The following is a 20,893-nucleotide window of genomic DNA, read 5'->3' as shown; positions in this document are numbered from 1 at the left end:
CTGGACCGGTTGCGTTGGGTACGCATCGTGCGGCGTTCCCTGTGAACGCTGCAACGACCGGAACAGGGGAAAACGCATGTCCATCCAGAGCGATCGCGCAGGCATCTGCGCGGCGGCAACGCCGTTTGAGCGCACGCAGGCGCAGTCCTGGCGGTTGTCGCTGCGCCGCGCCGTGCTGGGCCTGCTGATGGCGCTGCCACTACCCGCACTGGCCATCGACCTGCAGATCACCGACTTCTCCGATACCGGTTACGACCCGGTGCCGGCCGGCACCACGGTGATCTACAACGTCAAGGTCGAAAACGGCGCCAATGACACCGCCAGCGGCAGCGTGACCCTGTTCGACCTGCCCGCCGGCACCGCGCTGGGCGGCACCGCCCCGGCGGGCTGCAGCGCCTCGGCGGGCGCTGCCGGCACTATCCGCGTGGTGTGCACGAACCCGGCATTGAACGCCTCTACGGCGCCCTACGAGTTCAAGCTGCCGGTCACCACCATCGCCTCGCAGCCGGCCACCATCACCGTGCGCGCCGCGATCGGTTTCGCCAACGCGCTGCCGCCGGCGACCACTCCGATCAGCACGCTGCAGAACACCGACCCGTTCTTCGGCAGCGATACCAACGTTGCCAACAACCGCACCAGCCAGAACACCACCATCCAGGCGGCGGCCGACCTGGAACTCAGCAAGAGCGCCACGCCCGATCCGGTGATTGGCGGCGGTGAAGTCACCTACACCCTGACCGTGCGCAACGCCGGCCCCAGCGTCACCACCGGTTTCCGGGTCGCCGATACGCTGCCGCCGAACGTCACCCTGGTCGGCGCGCCGACCGGTGCGGACTGGGCCTTCACCCAGCAGAACGGCACCTACAACGGCACCCTGGCGGTAGGCGCAAGCACCAGCTACTCGTTCCGCGGCAAGGTCAATGTCGGCACCGGCAACATCGTCAATTCGGCGGTGGTCAACGCCGGCAACGTGCCCGACCCGGTGCCGGACAACAACGCTGCCCAGGTGACCACGCAGGTGACCGCCGGTGCGGACCTGCTGGTGTCCAAGTCGGTATCGCCCGCGCCGGCAGCCGCCGGTTCGGTGGTCACCTATACGCTGACCGCGCGCAACGATGGTCCCAGCGCGGCCACCACCGTGGTGCTGCGCGATGCGTTGCCGGAAGGCTTCCAGGTCAACGGGGTATCCGGACCCGGCGGCTGGTCGTGCACCAACAACGCCGAGCGCACCGTGGTCACCTGCAACGCCGCGAGCTTCGCACCGGGCGCGCAGGCGCAGATCGCGATCCAGGCGCAGGTGCCGTCCACCGGCACCAACAGCAGCGGTACGGTGACCAACACCGCCCAGATCAGCGCGGCCACGCCGGATCCGGTGCTCACCAACAACGAAGGCAGCGTCGGCCTGACCGTCATCCCCGACGGCGCCGATCTGCGCATGACCAAGACCAAGACCCCGGCGCTGGTACCGGTGTGGAACAACACCGGGCTGCGCACCGACAGCGTGATGACCAGCACCCTGCGCGCGCAGAACCTGGGCCCGCGCACGGTCACCGGCAACCTGCAGCTGGTCGATACGCTTGCCGCGGGCGAAGAATGGGTCGATGCCAGTGGGCAGCCCTACGCGGCGGGCGTGCCCGTGACCGTGGGCGGTTTCAGCTGCAGCGTGGACCGCGCCTGGAGCGGGGCCCCGCCGCAGGTCGTCACCTGCACCCAGACCGGTGGCTACCCGGTCGCGGTCAACGGCAACTCCGCCGCGCTGACCCTGTACACGCTTGCGCGCCTGCAGGGCACGCTGGCCAATACCGCCTGTACCGGCGGCAGCGGCGGTTCGGCCGAACCGACCACCGCCGGTGGCATCAACCTGGATCCGAACACCGGCAATGACTGCACCGGCGGGCAGAGCCGCGCCACCGACGCCCGCGCCGACCTGTCCATCACCAAGCGCACCAATGGCGCCGGCGACGCCGACAACGTGATCCGGGAAGCGGATGGCGGGGTCAGCTACACGCTGCAGGTCACCAACAACGGCGCAACCACCACCGGCGTGGTGGTCAACGACCCCATCCCGGGCTTTGTCACCGGCAGCACCACCGTCACCAAGAACACCGTGCCGGCCGGCTGGACCTGCGATGTGGTCGGCAGCGGCTACATCTGCCGCTCCGCCGGCACCGCGCTGGCGGCCGGCGCCACCGCCACCATCGTGTTCACCGTCAACCGCGGCCTGTTCGACAGCCAGAGCCAGGCCGCTGGTACCTGCGGTGGTGTGGCGATGCCGGCCGGCCGCTTCTGCAACACCGCAGGCGTCAGCATCGATCCGACCGTAAGCGGTTCGATCGGCGAAGCCAACCCGGGCAACAACAGCGCCTCGGACTGGGTGCAGATCGACCCGGTGGCCAACATGGCCACCACTGCCAAGGACATCACTTCCGGCAGCCCGGGCCGCGCCGGCGTCAACACCACCTACCGCATCACCTACCAGAACCGGGGTCCGTCCACGGCCCGCGGCGTGGTGTTCAGCGATACCTTCACCCTGCCGGCCAATGACGCCGGTTTCGTATTGATTTCCGCGGTGCGCACCGGCAGCGGCAGCACCGCGTGCAGCGTGACCGCCAACGATGCGGCGATCAGCTCGGCGCCCGCCCCAGGTGGCACGTCGTGGTTCAACACCGGCGGTGCGCCCGCCACGCTGCGGCTGACCTGTGCGCCGCAGGACATGGCCAACAACTCCACCCAGACCATGACGGTGGTGATCCGCCCGAACGTCAACAGCGGCAACACCGGTCGCCGTTTCACCAACGATGGCTCTTTCCATTTCGATCCGGACAACACCGGCAGCCCCGTACCGGCCAGCGGCGTCGACGGCAGCGGGCGCAGCTACAACTACAACAGCCGCACCGACGATGACCTGCGTGCCGCCGCGCTGGATTTCACCGCCGGTGAAGTCGACCTGATCGTCAACAAGATCGACCAGAACTTCGCCGGCGCGGTAGATCCGCTGGGCTTTGACTCGCGCGTGGGCCAGGAAGCCAACAACTACATCCTGTACCAGGTGAGTGTGCGCAACGACGGCCCGTCGCTGGCCACCCGCACGGTAATCGAAGACACCATCACCCCGGCCAGTGGCGCCAACGTGGCCTTTGTCGGCAGCCGCACCGGTAACGCCACCACGCCGCAGGGTGCGCTGGAAGCACCGGGCGTGCGCTGTACCGTTGCCCCGGGCAGCAGCAATCCCACCACGGCACCGCAGACCCTGTCGTGCAGCATGCCCAGCGTGGGCGTGTCCACCACCGAACAGGGGGCGATCGCCGCCAACCAGACCAGCTACCTGTACCTGGTGTACCAGTACCTCAGCGCGCCGCCGGCCACCGGCGCGACGCTGTTGAACGAGGTCACCGCACGCTCGGCTGAAACCGAGCGCGATACCAGCAACAACAGCGCGGTGCAGGAGACCAGCATCCGCACGCGCTCGGACCTGGCAATGACCAAGACCAGCGTGGTGCTGGCGCCCAATGCCAACCCGACCCAGCCGCTGCCCGCCGCTGCCACCACGATCAGTCTGCGCCAGCCGTTCTGGTACGTGCTGGACGTGGTCAACAACGGCCCCGGCCACAGCCTGTCGCGCGACCGCAGCGGCGACAACCCGCTGCGCGGCGATGGCGTGGTGGTGACCGATACGCTGCCGGCAGGCCTGGAGGTGATCGGCGGCGGCGAAGGCACCAGCTGGCAGAAGGCCGGCAACACCGCCGACGCCGGCGTGGTCAGCAACGGCACCGGCAGCTGCGTGGTGAACGGTCGCAACCTTACCTGCCGCATGGGCGACCTGGCACTGGACGGCCGCGTCCGCGTGCTGGTCCCCGCGCGCTGGACCACGGTGCCGGCCAATGGCACCGGCCGCAATACCGCACGCGCCACCAGCGACCAGCTCGACCCGACCCCCGGCAATGACGAAGGCACCAGCACCCATACCGTGGTGCGGTCCTCGCTGACCGGCGTGGTGTTCCAGGACCGCGAGCGCAGCGGCACGGATGGCGGCACGCCGCAGGCCGGCGAACCGACCATCTCCGGCGTGGAAGTGCGCCTCACCGGCACCGATGCCTACGGCAACGCGGTGACGCTCACCACCACCACCGACGGCAACGGTGCCTACCGCTTCGACAACCTCGCACCGGCCGGGACCGACGGCTACACGCTGACCCAGGTGCAGCCGGCCGCCTACGTCAATGGCCCGGTGGCACCGCCCGTTGCGGGCGGCCTGGCGCCGTCGGCCGGCGGTACCTATGCCGTGGTCGATCCGGCGATCAGCGCCAACTCGCTCTATACCGCTGTCGCGCTGGGCGCGGGCGTGGACGCGGTGCGCTACAACTTCCCGGAAGTGCGCCGCCCGGCGTTGTCCGGCTTCGTCTACGTCGACAGCAACTACAGCAACACCCGCAACACCGGCGACGCCCCGATTGCCAATGCCACCGTCGAACTGCTCGACGCGGCCGGCACCGTGGTGGCCAGTGCCACCACCGCCGCCGACGGCAGCTACAGCTTCCCCGGCCTGAACCCGCTGCAGGTGTACACGCTGCGCGAAGTGCTGCCCACCGGCAGCTACCGCAACCGCCCGAGCGCGATCAATCCAGGCCTGGTGGGTGCTGCGGCGTGCGCAGGCTGCACCGTGGCCACCGGCGCGGCCGGCGATGCGGCAACCACCGACCGGATCGGCAACATCGACCTCTCGCGCGGCGAAGACGCCACAGCGTTCAACTTCGGCGAAGACGCGGTCACCGCCATCTCCGGCCATGTGTACCTGGACCGCAACGGCAACGGCGACTTCGACACCGGCGATGCCGGTACACGCAATTCGCAGGCCAATGGCGGCCTGCAGGGCGTCACCGTCACCCTCATCGGCGCGGGCCCCGACGGCGCGTTCGGTACGGGCGATGACCTGCCACCGGTGGTGGTCCAGACCGACGCGCAGGGCCGCTACGATTTCGATGGCCTGGTGGTCGGGCAGAACTACCGCATCACCGAGACGCAGCCGCAGGGGTATGCGAACGCTGCGGAAAACGCGACCAACAGCATCACTCTCAACGCGCTGCCGTTGACCGGTTCCAGTGGCAATGATTTCGGCGAGGCGCTCGGTTCGCTCAGCGGCGAGGTCTACGAAGACTTCTCCAACGTGGCGGCCAACAACAACAACGGCCGCCGCGACGCCGGTGAAAACGCCATCGCCAACGTCACCGTGACCCTGTCGGGCACGGACGTGCTTGGCAATCCGGTCGTGCTGACCACCACCACCGATGCCAACGGCGGCTACCGCTTCAGCGACCTGTTGCCGCCGCAGGCCGGCACCGGCTACACCCTGACCGAAACGCAGCCGGCCGGTTACCTGGACGGCAAGCATGCGGCCGGCAATGCGGCCACCCCCGGCAGCACGGCCGTGGCCAACGTCATTTCCGCGATCGCCATCAACGCCGGGCAGGACGCCAGCGGCTACCTCTTTGGCGAACTGGCCAATGCGCCGATCAGCGGCACGGTGTACCTGGACCGCAACGACGACGGCGACAACACCGCCGGCGACATCGGCGTGCCCGGCGTGCAGGTGACCATCGTCGGCAATGGCGCCGACGGCGTGTTCGGCACGCCCGACGACACCACCGTCAACCTCGTCACCAATGCCGACGGCCAGTACAGCTACCCTGGCGCGATCGCCGGCCAGGCCTACCGCATCACCGAAACCCAGCCGACCGGGCTGGGCGAAGGCCGCGAGCAGCCGGGCAATGTCATCCTGATCGCCAACCTGCCCGCCGCCGGCGCCAGCGGCAACGATTTCGGCGAGCTGGCCGCGTCGCTGTCCGGCACCGTGTTCCTGGACCGCAACAACAACGGCGTGCAGGACGCCGGCGAGCCGGGCCTGCCGGGCGTGCAGCTGCAGCTGCCGGCCGGCACGGTCGACGCGCTGGGCAACGCCGTGGTTACCGTGGCGACCGATGCCGACGGTCGGTACCGCTTCGACCACCTGCTGGCCGGCACCTACAGCGTGACCGAGCAGGCCACGCAACCGTCGTTCAATGGCGGCCCGACCCTCAACGGCCTCACCCGTGCGGGCAGCATCGACGGCGCCATCGTGGGCGTGTCTACCGCCGTGGCCAGCGTGCCGAGCGCGATCAACGCGATCACGCTGCCGGCCGGCAAGTCCGCGACCGCCTATGACTTCGGCGAGATCCTGCCGGTGTCCATCGCCGGCACGGTGTTCTTCGATGTCGACAACGACGGCGTGCGCAACGGTGCCGCTGAAACCGGCATCGAAGCGGTGACCGTGCAGGTCACCGGTACCGACGACACCGGCGCCAGCGTCTCGGTCAGCGTGCAGACCGATGCCGATGGCCGCTTCATTTTCGAAGGCCTGCGTCCGGGCACCTACACGCTTGTTGAACCGCAGCAGCCCGCCGGCACCAGCAACGGCATCACCACCGCCGGCACCGTCGGCGGCACGCCCCGTGGCACCGCCACGCCGATCACCACCGTGCCCAGTGCGATCAGCACCATCGACCTGACCACGCCGGGCAGCGCCTCGGTGGACAACCTGTTCGGCGAAATTCCGCTCAACAGCGGTATCAGCGGCAAGGTCTGGACCGACCGCAACAATGACGGCGTGGTCGACCCGGGCGAAACCGGCCTGGCCAATGTGCGTGTCACCCTGACCGGCACCGACCTCGCCGGCAACCCGATCAGCCGCGACACCGTGACCGACGCCGACGGCAGCTACAGCTTCGCCGAACTGCCGCCGGGCACCTACGTGGTGACCGAACCGGAGCAGCCCACCGGCACCCGCGATGGCCGCACCGTGGCCGGCAGCACAGGTGGCAGCGTGACCGCGCCGGGCACGGCGCCTTCGCAGATCACTGCGCTGGTGCTGGGCGTGAACCAGCAGTCGGTGAACAACAACTTTGGTGAGATTCCGACCGCCAGCATTGCCGGCCGCGTCTACAACGACAGTAACGACAACGGCAGCGTCGACAGTGGCGAAGGCGGCATCGCCGGGGTCAGCGTGGTGCTGACCGGCACCGATGACCTTGGCCAGCCGGTATCGCTCACGTTGAATACCGACGCCGAAGGCCGCTACCGCTTCGAGGGCCTGCGCCCGGGCACCTACACCGTGACCGAGCCGACCCAGCCGCCGCAGACGCTCAACGGCATCACCAGCGCCGGCACCGTCAACGCCGCCCTGGTCGGTGTGGCCAGTGACCGCGCCAGCGTGCCGTCGGCGATCAGCCAGATCGTGCTGCCGCTGGGCGTGGACGCGCTGGAGTACAACTTCGGTGAGATCGGCGATTCGCCCGACCTGATGGTCAGCAAGGCGTCCACCAGCACGCGCTTCACGGTCAACAACCTGGCCGGTTACACCATCCAGGTGCGCAACGCCGGCCAGCAGCCGAGCCGTGGCGAGTACACGGTGCACGACCGCCTGCCGGCGGGCCTGAGCCTGGACAGCCTGCCGGTGGGGACCGGCTGGACCTGCACCGGTGAACCCGGCGCGGTGCGTTTCAGCTGCACCAGCCAGCGCGTGCTGGCTGCCGGTGCGGTATCGCCGGACAGCATCGCCGTGGTGGTGCGCGTGGCCGCCGCAGCGGCCGAGGCCGGCACAGTCAACAACGCCGTGCTGGTGGAAGGCGGCGGCGAGAACCCGTTCCGCGCCCCGACCGCAACCGAACGCGCTGCGTTCGGGGGCGAAGTGGGCAACCTGCCGGCGTGCGTGGACACCATCATCCACAACGCCTGCCGCGTGCCCAACAGCGTGCAGCTGGCCGCGTCGGTCGGCGGCACCGTCTGGTTCGACGTGGGCAGCGATGACCAGCTGCTGGATGGCGGCGACCGCCGTCTGTCGGCCTGGATCGTGGAGCTGGTGGACCCTGCCAACGGGCAGGTGGTGAAGACCACCGTGAGTGCGGCCGATGGCAGCTACCGCTTCGGCGATGTGGTGCCAGGCGTGAAGTGGAACATCCGCTTCCGCGACCCGCGCTCCACCGTGCTGTGGCCGTTCCCGGTCACCCGCGAAAGTGCCGGCGGCGTGCAGGAAGCCTGCGACGCCGACGCGGCGATCGCGCGCGGCGGGGTCAGCGCCTGCCGCACCACCGACAACGGCACCAGCCAGCTGGAAGTGGTGCTGCGCGCCGGCGACCACCTCGCGCAGCAGAGCCTGCCGGTAGACCCGTCGGGCGTGGTGTACGACGCCACGACCCGCGACCCGGTTCCCGGTTCGGTGGTGACCCTGGCGCCGGTTGGCCTGTGCAGCGGGTATGACCCGCGAACCAGCGTGCTCAATGCAGCCGGTGGTGGCTATCGCATTGACGGCAACACGATTGCGATGACCGTCGGCAGCGAAGGCTTCTACCAGTTCGCCTTCGCGCCGGCCGCGCCGGCCCGCTGCGAGTTCCAGCTGACCGTCACGCCGCCGGGGGGTTACACCTTCGTGTCGACGATGATTCCGCCGCAGGCGGGCGCGTTGTCGCCGGCCGGCGGTGCCGGTGCCAACCATGTCGTGCAGACCAACACCCAGGCGCCGACCGGCGCGGTGGGTACGGCGACCGAGTACTACCTGACCCTGTTCGCGGGTTCGGCCACCGCAGCGATCGTGCACAACCATCTGCCGCTGGATACGGCGGTGGCCACGGGTCTGGCGATCACCAAGACCGGCGACCGCCAGACCGCCGAAATCGGCGACACCGTGCAGTACACCATCACCGTGCGCCAGACCGCCGGCAGTGCGCTGGCCGCGTTGAACGTGATCGACCGCCTGCCGCGTGGCTTCACCTACATCGACGGCACCGCGCGTGCCGACGGCCGTGCGGTGGCCGACCCGGCCGGCAAGCCCGGCCCGCTGCTGGGCTTCGCGCTGGGGCCGATCACTGTCGGTGGCCAGATCGTGCTGACCTACCGGGTCCGCGTGGGCGTGGGCGCGCAGCAGGGCGACGGCATCAACCGTGCGCAGGCCCTTGGCTGTTCGATCAGCGGCGGTTGCATCGACCCGGTGGCGGTCACCCCGCTGCCCGGTTCGCTGGCCTCCAACCGTGCCGAATACCGCGTGCGTGTCACCGGTGGCGTGTTCACCGAACAGGCCTGTGTGCTCGGCAAGGTGTTCATGGACTGCAACAACAACCACCTGCAGGACCGCGAAGAGCTGGGCATTCCGGGGGTGCGCCTGTACTTCTCCGACGGCACCTGGGTGATCAGCGATTCGGAAGGCAAGTACAGCTTCTGCGGCCTGCCGCCGCAGAGCCACACGCTGAAGGTGGATGCGAGCACGTTGCCGGTCGGCGCGCGCCTGACCACCAGCAGCAACCGCAACCTGGGCGACGCCGACAGCCTGCTGCTCGACCTGAAGAACGGCGAGCTGCACCGCGCCGACTTCATCGAAGGCAGCTGCGCCAACCCGGTGCTGGAGCAGGTCAAGGCACGCCGCACCCAGGGTGAGGTGCAGGCGCCGGAAACCGAACCGGGCCAGGCGCCGCTGCGCTTCGAGAGCAAACCCGCACGGGCGCCGCAGCAGGCGACCGACACGGCCAACCAGAGACCGATCGTGCATCCCAGAGCCACACCGCCCGCCGCCACCACGGAGGGCCAGCCATGAGCCGTGCTTCCGTAGTGCGCCAGCTGCCGCGCCTGAGCTTGCTGGCCTGCGCGCTGGCGACCCTGCCGGCGATGGCCCAGAGCGTGGGTACGCCGGGCCGCTTCACCCCGGTACTGGGCGATGCCAGCACGCTGTACCCGCGCAGCCCAGCCAGCGTGGACGCCGCGCCGGTTGCGGTGCGCGCCGCATCGGGCACGCTGGACCGCATCGTGGTCGAGCTGGACCGCGACGGCGTGCCGGCCGATGGCCAGAGCCCGGTGCACGTGCGCGTGCAGCTGCTGGACCCCAGCGGCCTGCCGCTGGCCGGCACCACCTACGCGACGATTGAAAACAGTGGCGGCCGGATCCGCCTTCCCGGCTCGCGCACCGATGAGCTCGGCCCGGGCGCGCTGGATGCTGACAAGGTCACCCCCGGCGTGCAGCTGCAGGTGGTCGATGGCGTAGCCGAGTTCGACCTGGTCGCGCCGCACGAGCCACAGGATGTGCTGCTGCGGATCACCGCCGGGGCCGAAACCGCGCAGGGCAGCATCGGCTTCGTGCCGGAGATGCGCGAGATGATCGCCACCGGCCTCATCGAAGGCGTGGTCAACTTCCGTCGCCACGGCAATGGCAGCCTGGTTTCGCCGGTGGAGCACAACGACGCCTTCGACCGCGACATCCGTCGCTGGGAGCGCCAGTTCAACAACGGCAAGGCCAACGCCGCCGCGCGCACCGCGTTCTTCGTCAAGGGCCGGATCAAGGGCGATGCGCTGCTCACTGCCGCCTACGATTCGGACAAGGACACCCGCGGCCGCCTGCTGCGTGACATCCAGCCCGAGGAGTTCTACCCGGTCTACGGCGACGCGTCGCTGCGCGGCTTCGACGCGCGCTCGGCCGAGCGCCTGTATGTGCGCATCGACAACAAGCGCAGCTACCTGCTCTACGGCGATTTCCAGACCGGCGACGGGCTGGCCACGGCCACCGGCATCGGCGGCAGCGGTCCGATTCCGCAGCGCAGCCTGGGGACCTACAACCGCACCGCCACCGGACTGGGCTGGCATTTCGAAAGCGAGCGCGTGCGCAGCAATGTGTTCGCCATCGAAGATTCCCTGCGCCAGGTGATCGAAGAGTTCCGCAGCCAGGGCAGTGGTCCCTACGCGCTGCGCAACAACGCGGTGCTGGAAGGCAGCGAGCGTGTCGAAGTCATCTCGCGCGACCGCAACCAGCCCACCCGCATCGTGTCGGTGCGGCCGCTGGCGCGGCTGGTGGACTACAGCTTCGAGCCGTTCTCCGGCCGCATCCTGCTCAACCAGTTCCTGCCGGCCTTCGACAGCGACCTCAACCCGGTCTCGCTGCGCATCACCTATGAACTGGACCAGGACACAGAGAAGTTCTGGGTGGTGGGAGCCGACGCGCAGGTGAAGCTCACCGACCGGCTGGAAGTCGGCGCGGCGGCGGTGGATGACCGCAACCCGTATGCGGAATTCCGCATGGGCAGCGCCAACGCCAGCTATCGGTTCGGCGACAACACCCTGCTGGTGGCCGAGTTCGCGCGCACCCAGAGCGAGGTCAATACCAACAGCATCAACCAGATCACCTCGCAGGGCCTGAAAGACGTCACCGGCGAGGTCGAAGGCGATGCCTGGCGCGTGGAATTCGCGCACCAGACCGAGAAGCTGGAAGCGCGCCTGTTTGCCGCCCGTACCGACCCGGCGTTCAACAACCCGGCCGCGCCGCTCTACGGCGGCCGCGGTGAGTACAACGCGCGCGTGGCCTACCAGCTTGGGCAGCGCCTGGAGCTGTACGTGGAAGGGCTGCGCAGCGAAGACCGCAACCCGGACGGTGGCAAGCGCGATGCCGGCGGCGCCGGCGTGCGCATTGGCGCTACTGAACGGCTGACCGTGGACCTGGGCGTGCGCAGCATCCGCGAGACCATCGGCGTGACCTCGCCGTGGTCGTCCGGGGTACCGTTCGGCAATGCCGGCGGGCTGACCGGCGGCTTCGCCACCGGTGCCGGTGGCGGCGCGCTCGGCTACGGCCAGCAGGCGCTGGACCCGGCTACCGGGTTGATGGTGATCAACGGCAGCAGCACCGGCAGCCCGATCACCAGCGACCTGCCGGTGGGCACCGAGCTGGAATCGGACAGCGCCCGCTTCGGCCTGGGCTACCGCCTGAGCGACAAGCTCAGCAGTGGTGCCGAGATCGAGCACAGCGTGAGCGGCGAAGAACGTCGGCGCCTGGCCGCCGGGTTGGACTACCAGGTATTCGAACGCAGCCGCCTCTACGGCCGCTACGAAAAGCAGACCGGCCTGACCAGCGCCTACGGCATCACCACCACCGACCGCGAGGCCGACGCGCTGGTGTTCGGTATCGACAGCAGCTACCTGCGCGATACCCAGACCTTCAGCGAGTACCGCCTGCGCGACGCGATCAGTGGCCGCGACGTACAGGCCGCCTCGGGTATCCGCAACAACTGGGACATCGCCGAAGGACTGCGCCTGTCCAGTTCGGCCGAGCACGTGAAGGTGATCGACGGCAGCACCGGTGACAGCACCGGCCTGGCGCTGTCCTTGGACTACGGCGCCAACCCGTTGTGGCGCGGTGCGATACGGGCCGAACATCGCATCTCCGAAGACGTGCCGGACACCGACACCAATGAGGCGTTCAACACCACACTGCTGCAGTTCATGCTGGCCCGCAAGCTCAGCCGCGACTGGACCCTGCTGGCCCGCAACTACCTGCTGAGCACGCGGTATGACGCACGCGGCGACGTGCTGCAGGACCGCTTCCAGCTGGGCGTGGCCTACCGCGATACCGACCGCAACCGGATCAACGCGCTGGCCCGTTACGAGTACAAGCTCGAGCGCGACGAGAGCGGGCTGACCCTGGTCGACGGCAGCACCGTGGATGGCAGCAGCCAGGACGTGCGCACCCGCGCGCACATTGTCTCTGCCCATGCCGATTGGCATCCTTCGCGGCCGTGGTGGTTCACCGGGCGCGTGGCCGGCAAGTGGCAGCAGGATCAGTTCGCCTACGCCGACGGGGGACGGGTCAACAGTGACTTCCGCGCCACGCTGCTGTCCGGGCGGGTGGTCTATGACATCACCGAGAACTGGGACATCGGCGTGCTCGGCTCCACGTTCCGCGGCCAGAGCGGCGCCAACCAGTACGCCTACGGCATGGAAGTCGGCCGCCTGCTGCGCCAGAACCTGTGGCTGTCGGCCGGCTACAACTGGACCGGCTTTGCCGGCGACCGCGACCTGAACGGCTATGAGTACACCCAGCAGGGTGTGTTCGTGCGCCTGCGCTTCAAGTTCGACGAAGACCTTTTCCGGCCGGACCCCGTCCGCTACCGCGACCCGGCACGCTGAGGATGCCCTGATGAACAACGCCAACCCGATCTTCCGTTCTGCGCGCCCGCTGCTGGGCGCGGCGCTCCTTGCCGCCCTTGCTGGTGCCGCACACGCCCAGACGGCGCAACTGCTGCCGCAGCAGCAGCGCATCACCGACGAGGCGATCCATGCCGACCATGCCACGTATGAGGCCACCCAGGGCCGCATCCAGGCGCTCAATGATGGCGGCCGCCCGATCCGCGATTACCACCTGTCCAAGGCACAGTGCTGGCTGGACGTGTCCTTCCACGAATACAGCCGCAACGACCGCAGCGATTTCCCGCAGGCCGCGTTGGGTGAATCCGAGCGGCTGATCATCGGCATGGAACAGGGCGCCAGCCCGCTGCCCACCGACACGGCGCTGGTCAACAACGCGAAGTACCTGCGCGACGACCTGTGGCAGCGCCTGCGCGTGCTGCATGGCACGCCGGGCTTTGCCTGCGCGGCGCAGCAGGTGGCCTGCGGCGAGGTCGAGCTGGTGCACGCCGGCAACGAATTCAACCAGCAGCAGTGGCGGCATTCCAAGCCGTACATCCAGATCGCCGAGGAGCTGGTCAACGACGCCGAAGCGCTGGCCCGCCAGTGCGACGTGGGCCCGGCGGCCATCGCCGCACCGGGCCCGCTGGTGGCCAACGTGCTGTTCGAGTTCGACCGCGACGGCTACCGCGACATCCGCACCTACTCGCTGGAGAGCATCGACCGCGCGCTGGCCAGCATCGCCGCGGAGAAGCTGAAGCTGCAGGGCGTCACGCTGGTCGGCCATGCCGACCGCCTGCAGGGGCGCGGGTTCGACGCCAACCAGGCGCTGTCCGAACGGCGCGCACGCACCGTGCGTGAGCTGCTGATCGGGCGGGGGCTGGACCCGGCGACGATCCGTTACGAATACCGGGGTGACACGCAGCAGGTGCAGCAGTGCGACGGCGTGCGCCCGCGCGCGGCGCTGCTGGAATGCCTGCTGCCCAACCGGCGGGTGGAAGTGCGGTTCGACGTCATCCGCTGACGTCGGATCCATCACACATCCCAGCGAATGGGTCGGCTGCCACTGAGACGCACCCACCCGGCCGCCGCGGCCTCTTCCGGATTTCCCAGCACTGCATACAGATGCGGTGCCTGGGTCCCGTCTTCGCCCCATATCCCTGCCCATGCATTGCGCCCGCCCTGGCGGGCGCCCTGCAGTGCACGATCGGCAGCGCGCAGGCTGTCATCCCGCTCCGCCGGTGCATCCCCGAACAACGGCAGGGGCGCCATGCCCACGCTGGCGGTCAGGGTCAGGTGCTGACCGGGGGCAATATCCACCACCAGCCGCTCGATGGCCAGCCGCAGGTGCCCGGCCAGGGCCTGTGCCGCTTCCGCGCTGGTGTCATGGCGCGCCACCAGGAAGGCCGCGCCGCCCCAGCGCGCCAGCAGGTCGTGCCGGTCGCAGGCTGCACGCAGGCATTCGCCCACGGCACGCAGCACACTGTCGCCCGCCGCTTGTCCATGGCGCTCGTTCAGCGCTTTGAAGTCGTCCAGTTCAATCAGCAGCAACGCACTGCGCGCCCCGCCATCGGGGCCTGCGGCGCGTTCGTCGAGCCTGCGCTCGGCCTCGCGGCGGTTGGGCAGCCCGGTGACGCTGTCGGTCCGGCTGAGCGCGGTGAGCTGGCCGCGCTGCTGGCGCAGCCGCAGCACGAGCACCGTGGCAATCACCGCGACGGTGAGGAAAGCGATCACCGCGCTGTTGCGCAGCACGCGCACCCGGCCCAGGTCCTGTTCGGCATTGACCTGGGCGGGATGGATGCTGCGTTCGGCCGAGGCCTGCAGCCTGGCCAGCTGGGTGAGGGTCTCGCCCTTGCTGCGCGCCTGGTCCATCGCGCGGCCTTGGCGTGCGTATTGCAGCGCCTGCTCGCGGTGACCCAGCAGGGTGTGGATGTCACCGAGCAGGTCCAGGCCGTTGCGGACTTCTTCCACGAACCGCCCGTGCTCGGCCAGGCCCTGCGCCTGGGTGGCCAGCGGCAGCGCCACCGCGGCGTTGCCCCGGTCCATCGCCAGCCGTGCCAGGCGCTGCAGGGTCACCACCTGGCCCTGCGGATCCTGCTTTCCCTGCCAGGCCAGCACGCCGCGCAGCGCGGCCTCGGCGGCATCCCGTTGCCCCGACACGCGCAGGATTTCGGCGCGATGGCTGGCGATGCGATGCAGGAACACGTCCTGGCCGCTCAGCCGCGTTCCGATCGCTTCAGCGCGCTTGAAGGCTGCGGAGGCTTCCTCGTACCGCTGCAGCATCAGCAGCGCATACCCATAGTTGTAGTACAGGATCAGGTCGCCCGGGTTCGGCGGCCGGTGCAGGTGGTCGCTGAGCTGCGTGGCTTTGTGCAGGTAGGTGAGGGCGCCTTCGGCATCGCCCATCGCGTCGCCACGGATCATCGCGATCTGCATCAACGCGCCGATCTGGCCCTGCACGTCGCGTTGCCGCACCGCATCGTCCAGCAGGGTGCCGGTCAAGCCGAGCGCGCGCGCGTGGTCGCCGCGCCACAGCAGCAGGTGCGCGGCCATGGTCCGGGCGCGCTGGATATCTTCGGGGCTGGCGTCGGCGCGCGCCGCGGCCGCCAGCAGGCGGTCGGGCAGGTCGGTGGTCTGGTCCAGCTGCCCCAGCGCCCGCAGCGCCACCCCCAGGCAGCCGACCGCGCCGATTTCCATCGAGGTGGACAGCGAGCGCGCGGCCAACACGCTGCGCGCGAGCTGCAGCGAGGCCTGCGGTTCGCTGGTGAGCAGGGCATGGCACTGTTCCACCTGCGCCATCTGCGGCGCCGCGTCGAGCGGGCGCTGCGCCTTGGCGGGCGGCGCGGCCAGGGACAGCACAACGGCAAGCGCAGGCAGTCCGCGCCGGACTAGCGACAACATAGGCATGGCGACAACGACTTCCCCGGTCGAGTGCAGACGATCTACAGCGCACTGCTAATATACCGATGTTGCCGCCGCGCGCCGGCGCCGCCTGCCATTCCCTGCCGCATGCCCGAGTCGTCGCCTTCCACCCGCGCCGCCGCTGCTGAACGCCCTGCCGGGCTGGGTCGGCGTACCGATGCCATGCTGGGCAGCCTGCTGCTGCTGGTGGGGCTGTACCACCCGTTGCTGGCGGCGTGGACGGCGTTTCGGCTCGGGGCGGGCCTGGACATGATGGTCCCGGCCATGGCGGCCGCCCACCTGCTGTTGTGCCTGCTGTGCCTGATCGAGCACCGGGCCGGCCGCAGCCTGCATGCCGCCGTGGTGTTCCTGGCCGGTGAACTGCTGCTGCTGGTGCTGGCCTACGGGTACTGGGGCCTGGCCGCCCAGCTGCGGGTGCAGCTGGTGCAGCTGGTGCCGGTGCTGCTGGTGGCGGCGGTGCTTGGCCGCCGTCCGCTGGCCTGGACCGCGGCATGGCTGTGCGGGCTGATGGCCTTGGGCGGCTGGGTCGACGCGGCGTCGGGCCTGTTCCGGACCGACCGGGTGCTGCACGCGACCAGTGACCTGGCAGTGTCGGCATTCGGCACCGTCATGACTGCCTGGCTGCTCCACCACAGCGTGACCGGCCTGCGTGAAAGCCTGCAGGAAGCCCACCAGCGCAGCCAGGAACTGGCCCGCAAGCGCGACGAGCTGCAGGTGGAGATGCAGGCCCGCGAGCGTTCGCGCGACCAGCTCGTGCATGCCATGAAGATGGACAACGTAGGTCGCCTGGCCAGCGGCATCGCGCACGATTTCAACCACCTGCTGGCGCTCATCCAGGGCTACGTGGCCAAGGCGCGGCGCAGCGAGGGCGAGACCCTGCAGGCGGCCCTGCAGGGCGCGGATTCGGCGACCCGGCGGGCCAGCGCGGTCAGCCGGCGCCTGCTGGATTTCAGCCGGCTCGAGCCGGGCCGACCGCAGCTGCTGGACGCGGCCGCCACGCTGGCGGCGATGGCGCCCACGCTGCAGCAGGTGTTCGATGACCGCGTGCACTGCGAAGTGGAAACCGGCGACGTGCAGCGGCTGATCCACTTCGACCCGGCCCAGCTCGAATCGATCCTGCTCAGCCTGGCGGTCAATGCCAGCCAGGCCATGCCCGACGGTGGCCGGTTCACGCTGCGCCTGCAGCCGCCCGATACCGACGGACGCGTGGTCCTGCAGCTGCAGGACACCGGCAAAGGCATGAGCGAAACGGTGCGCGCGCGCTGCCTGGAACCGTTCTTCACCACCAAGCCGGTGGGACAGGGTACCGGCCTGGGCCTGGCGGTGACCGCCAGCCTGGTGGAGGCGGCCGGCGGTGCGGTGCAGGTGCACAGCCGCCCGGGCGAGGGCACCCGGATCGACCTGCAGCTGCCGTCGCGTCCGCTGGCGGCGTGAGCAGGGGCGTGCAGCGGCTACACTGCGGCCTGCGCTTGCGGAAACATGCCCGTGGTTTCTAGCTGGATCCTGCTGCTGGTGTCGGTGGCCTATGCCGCCCTGTTGTTCGGCGTGGCCTGGTGGGGCGACCGCCGTCCCATGTACCCCGACCGCCCGTGGCTGCGCCCGGTGGTCTACAGCCTGGCGCTGGCGGTGTACTGCTCGTCGTGGACCTTCTACGGGGCGGTGGGCACGGCGGTGCGCAACGGCATCGGCTACCTGCCGATCTACCTGGGCCCGCTGCTGCTGCTGCTGTTTGGCTGGCGCATCATCGAACGCCTGGCGCTGATCGCGCGCAGCCAGAACGTGGTGTCCATCGCCGATTTCATCTCCTCGCGGTTCGGCCGCTCGCGCCGGCTGGCCGCGCTGGTGGCGGTGATCGCGCTGATCGGCATCGTTCCCTACCTCGCCCTGCAGTACAAAGCCGTGGCGATGAGCCTGCAGGTGCTGACCGGCAGCTCCGGTCCCACTGGCTATTTCAGCGACCCGGCGTTGTACGTGGCGCTGCTGATGGCGCTGTTTGCCACCCTGTTCGGCACCCGCCAGGTGGATGCCACCGAACACCACCACGGCATGATGCTGGCCATCGCGCTGGAATCAATGATCAAGCTGATCGCGATGGTGGCGCTGGGCCTGTTCGCCTACCTGTGGCTGGCCGACCGCGGCGAAACCGTGGTGCGCAGCGCACATACGCTGTTCACCGGGCTGCCGCCGGTGGGCTTCATCTCGCAGACCCTGCTCAGCTTCCTGGCCATCGTGTGCCTGCCGCGCCAGTTCCACGTGGCGGTGGTCGAATGCGGCGACGTGCGCGATGTGCGCCGCGCGCGCTGGATGTTCGGCGGCTACCTGATCATCATTTCGGCGATGGTGATTCCGATCGCCACGGCCGGTGTGACCCTGTTCGGCACCGGCGGCAGCATTGCCGACGACAGCATGGTGCTGGCCCTGCCGTTGGCCGAAGGCCGTAAATTCCTGGCGCTGGTGGCCTACGTGGGCGGCTTCTCGGCCGCTACCGGCATGGTCATCGTGTCCTCCATCGCGCTGGCCACCATGGTCAGCAACGACCTGGTGATGCCGGTGCTGCTGCGCCGCAGTGGCGACCACCAGGAAGCGGCGGATGTCGCTTCGCGGGTGTTGTGGATCCGCCGCATGGCGATCCTGCTGCTGGCCCTGGCCGCGTACAGCTATTACCGCGGCAGCAGCAACGACAGCACGCTGGCCTCGTACGGGCTGATGGCATTCGCCGCGGTGGCACAGTTTGCGCCGGGCCTGATCGGCGGCCTGTACTGGCGCGGTGCCAGCCGCCGGGGCGTGGAGACCGGCATCCTGCTCGGCTTCGGCACCTGGATCTACACCCTGCTGCTGCCGGCGCTGACCCACGCCGGCTGGATGGATGCGGCCTGGCTGAGCGACGGACCGTTCGGCATTGCCTGGCTGCGGCCGCAGGGGCTGTTCGGCATGACCAGCTGGGACCCGCTCACCCATGGCACGTTCTGGTCGCTGCTGATCAACGCCGCGGCCATGCTGCTGGTGTCGGTGCGCTGGCGCCCCGGCGTGGACGAGCGCCTGCGCGCCGCGCCGTTCCTGGACCCGTATGCCGAGCGCCCCTCCGTGGCCGGTGCCTGGCCGGGCCATGTGCATGTGGGCGACCTGCTGGCGCTGGCCTCGCGCGTGGTCGGCGATCGCCATGCGCGCCGGTCGTTCTTCGAGCAGGCGCAGTCGCTGGGCCGCGAGCTGCAGGCCTCGGCCCCGGCGGACCGGGCCTGGGTGCAGTTCACCGAACGCCTGCTGGCCGCCTCGATCGGCGCGGCCTCCGCGCGCCTGCTGCTGACCAGCCTGCTGCGCGGCTCGGGCATGGACCTGGGCGAAGTGGTGGCGGTACTCGATGAGGCCGGGCAGGAACTGCGCTTCAACCGCGAAATTCTGTCCACCACGCTGGAAAACATCAGTGCCGGGGTCAGCGTGGTTGATCCGGACATGCGCCTGACCGCGTGGAACCGCCGCTACCAGCAGATGTTCGGCTACCCCGATGGCATGTTGTACGTAGGCCGCCCGGTGGCCGACCTGATCCGCTACAACGCCGAGCGCGGCGAGCTGGGCGAGGGCGATATCGACGTGCAGATCAACCGCCGCATCGGCTACATGCGCGCCGGTTCGCCGCACATCTTCGAGCGCACCCGCAGCGATGGCCGGGTGATCGAGATGCGCGGCCAGGCGCTGCCCGGCGGCGGCTATGTCACCAGCTACAACGACATCACCGACTACAAGCACGCCGAGACCGCGCTGCTGGAAGCCAACGAGACGCTGGAACAGCGCGTGGCCGAACGTTCGCATGAAGCCGAAGTGGCGCAGCAGTCCAAGACCCGTTTCCTGGCCGCAATCAGCCATGACGTGCTGCAGCCGCTGAACGCAGCCCGCCTGTTCGCCTCGGCATTGCGCGACAGCCACCACAACAACGATGAACAGCGGCACCTGGCAGAGCGCGTGGACGCCTCCCTGCGTGCCGCCGAAGAACTGCTGGACGGGCTGCTGGACGTGTCGCGGCTGGATGCCGGCGGGCTCCACCCGGTGATCGGCGATTTCGACGTGAGCCTGCTGATGCGCGAACTGGCCGCGCAGTACTCGCCGGTGGCGGCCGGGCGCGGCCTGCGCCTGGACCTGTTCGCACGCCCGGCGTGGGTGCGCAGCGACCGCCGGCTGCTGCGCCGGGTGCTGCAGAACTTCCTGGCCAATGCGCTGCGCTACACCCGCCAGGGCCGCATCGTGCTGGCCGTGCGCCATCGCCGCGACGAGATCGAACTGCAGGTGTGGGATACCGGGCCGGGCATCCCCGAGCACCACATGCAGCAGATCTTCAACGAGTTCCATCGCTACCAGCAGCCGTTCGACTGGGGCGAGCAGGGGCTGGGGCTGGGCCTGTCGATCTGCCAGCGCATCTCGCGCCTGCTCGACCACCGCCTCAACGCGCGCAGCCAGGTGGGCAGCGGCAGCATGTTCTCGATCCTGCTGCCCCGTGCGCAGGTGCCGGATCTACCGGCCAGCGACGCGCCGGCCAGCGTGCCCGAGCACAGCACCCGCACCGATTCGCTGGCCGGCATGCGCGTGCTGTGCGTGGACAACGACCAGGAAATCCTCGACGGCATGCGTGCATTGCTGGGCCGCTGGCAGGTGCAGGTGATCACTGCCAGCACCGTGGACCAGGCGCTGGAGGAAGTGCAGGCACAGCCGGACGTGATGCTGGTCGATTACCACCTGCACGACCGCCTGGATGGACTGGACACGCTGGTGGCGCTGCGCGAGCGCGCCGGGCGCGACATTCCCGGCGCGCTGCTGACTGCCGATGGGCGCGACGAGCTCAAGCGCATGGCGCGCGAGCGCGGTTACCGGCTGCTGACCAAGCCGATCAAGCCGGCGTCGCTGCGTGCGTACCTGGCGGCGCACTCGACCCTCCAAGGTTGAAGGCGACAGCCGCAGCACGCTCGTGCCGTCGCGCTGTCTATGCTGCGCAGCCAACCACCTGCTGCGGAGTTTCCGT

Annotated in this window: 6 protein-coding genes; 5 read left to right on the top strand and 1 reads right to left on the bottom strand. The window is 69.4% G+C overall.

Going from position 1 to position 20,893, the window contains the following annotated elements; genetic code table 11:
• The first annotated feature begins 76 nt into the window (after nucleotides 1–76).
• Genes ACQG3P_RS12920 through ACQG3P_RS12910 form a run of 3 tightly spaced genes read left to right on the top strand, consistent with a single transcriptional unit; the run spans nucleotide 77 to nucleotide 13,987 of the window.
• The gene (locus ACQG3P_RS12920) at nucleotides 77–9,616 is read left to right on the top strand and encodes an SdrD B-like domain-containing protein (RefSeq protein ID WP_426805278.1); all 9,540 of its coding nucleotides are present in this window, start codon (nucleotides 77–79) and stop codon (nucleotides 9,614–9,616) included.
• Nucleotides 9,613–12,966 (top strand): hypothetical protein, encoded by a 3,354-nt coding sequence (locus ACQG3P_RS12915; protein ID WP_426805277.1) that lies wholly within the window; start codon nucleotides 9,613–9,615, stop codon nucleotides 12,964–12,966. Before ACQG3P_RS12920 ends, ACQG3P_RS12915 begins: the two co-directional genes overlap by 4 nt.
• A gap of 10 nt (nucleotides 12,967–12,976) precedes the next feature.
• Nucleotides 12,977–13,987, top strand: coding sequence for an OmpA family protein (locus ACQG3P_RS12910; protein WP_426805276.1), 1,011 nt, complete (start codon nucleotides 12,977–12,979; stop codon nucleotides 13,985–13,987).
• Between the two features lie 11 nt (nucleotides 13,988–13,998).
• On the opposite strand, the gene ACQG3P_RS12905 is transcribed toward ACQG3P_RS12910, so the two are convergent.
• Nucleotides 13,999–15,822, bottom strand: a complete 1,824-nt coding sequence (locus ACQG3P_RS12905; protein WP_426805275.1) for a diguanylate cyclase domain-containing protein — start codon at nucleotides 15,820–15,822, stop codon at nucleotides 13,999–14,001.
• Between the two features lie 150 nt (nucleotides 15,823–15,972).
• On the opposite strand from ACQG3P_RS12905, the gene ACQG3P_RS12900 reads away from it, so the two are divergent.
• On the top strand, nucleotides 15,973–17,319 hold the full coding sequence (locus tag ACQG3P_RS12900; RefSeq protein WP_426805274.1) for a sensor histidine kinase: 1,347 nt from the start codon (nucleotides 15,973–15,975) through the stop codon (nucleotides 17,317–17,319).
• A 51-nt stretch (nucleotides 17,320–17,370) separates the two neighbouring features.
• Nucleotides 17,371–20,817, top strand: coding sequence for a hybrid sensor histidine kinase/response regulator (locus ACQG3P_RS12895; protein ID WP_426805290.1), 3,447 nt, complete (start codon nucleotides 17,371–17,373; stop codon nucleotides 20,815–20,817).
• The last annotated feature ends 76 nt before the right edge of the window (nucleotides 20,818–20,893 follow it).

Source organism: Stenotrophomonas sp. SrG (assembly GCF_050031795.1).
Lineage (GTDB): Bacteria > Pseudomonadota > Gammaproteobacteria > Xanthomonadales > Xanthomonadaceae > Stenotrophomonas > Stenotrophomonas rhizophila_A.
The sequence above is the reverse complement of the archived record's forward strand: the minus strand, read 5'-3'. Positions and strand labels throughout refer to the sequence as shown.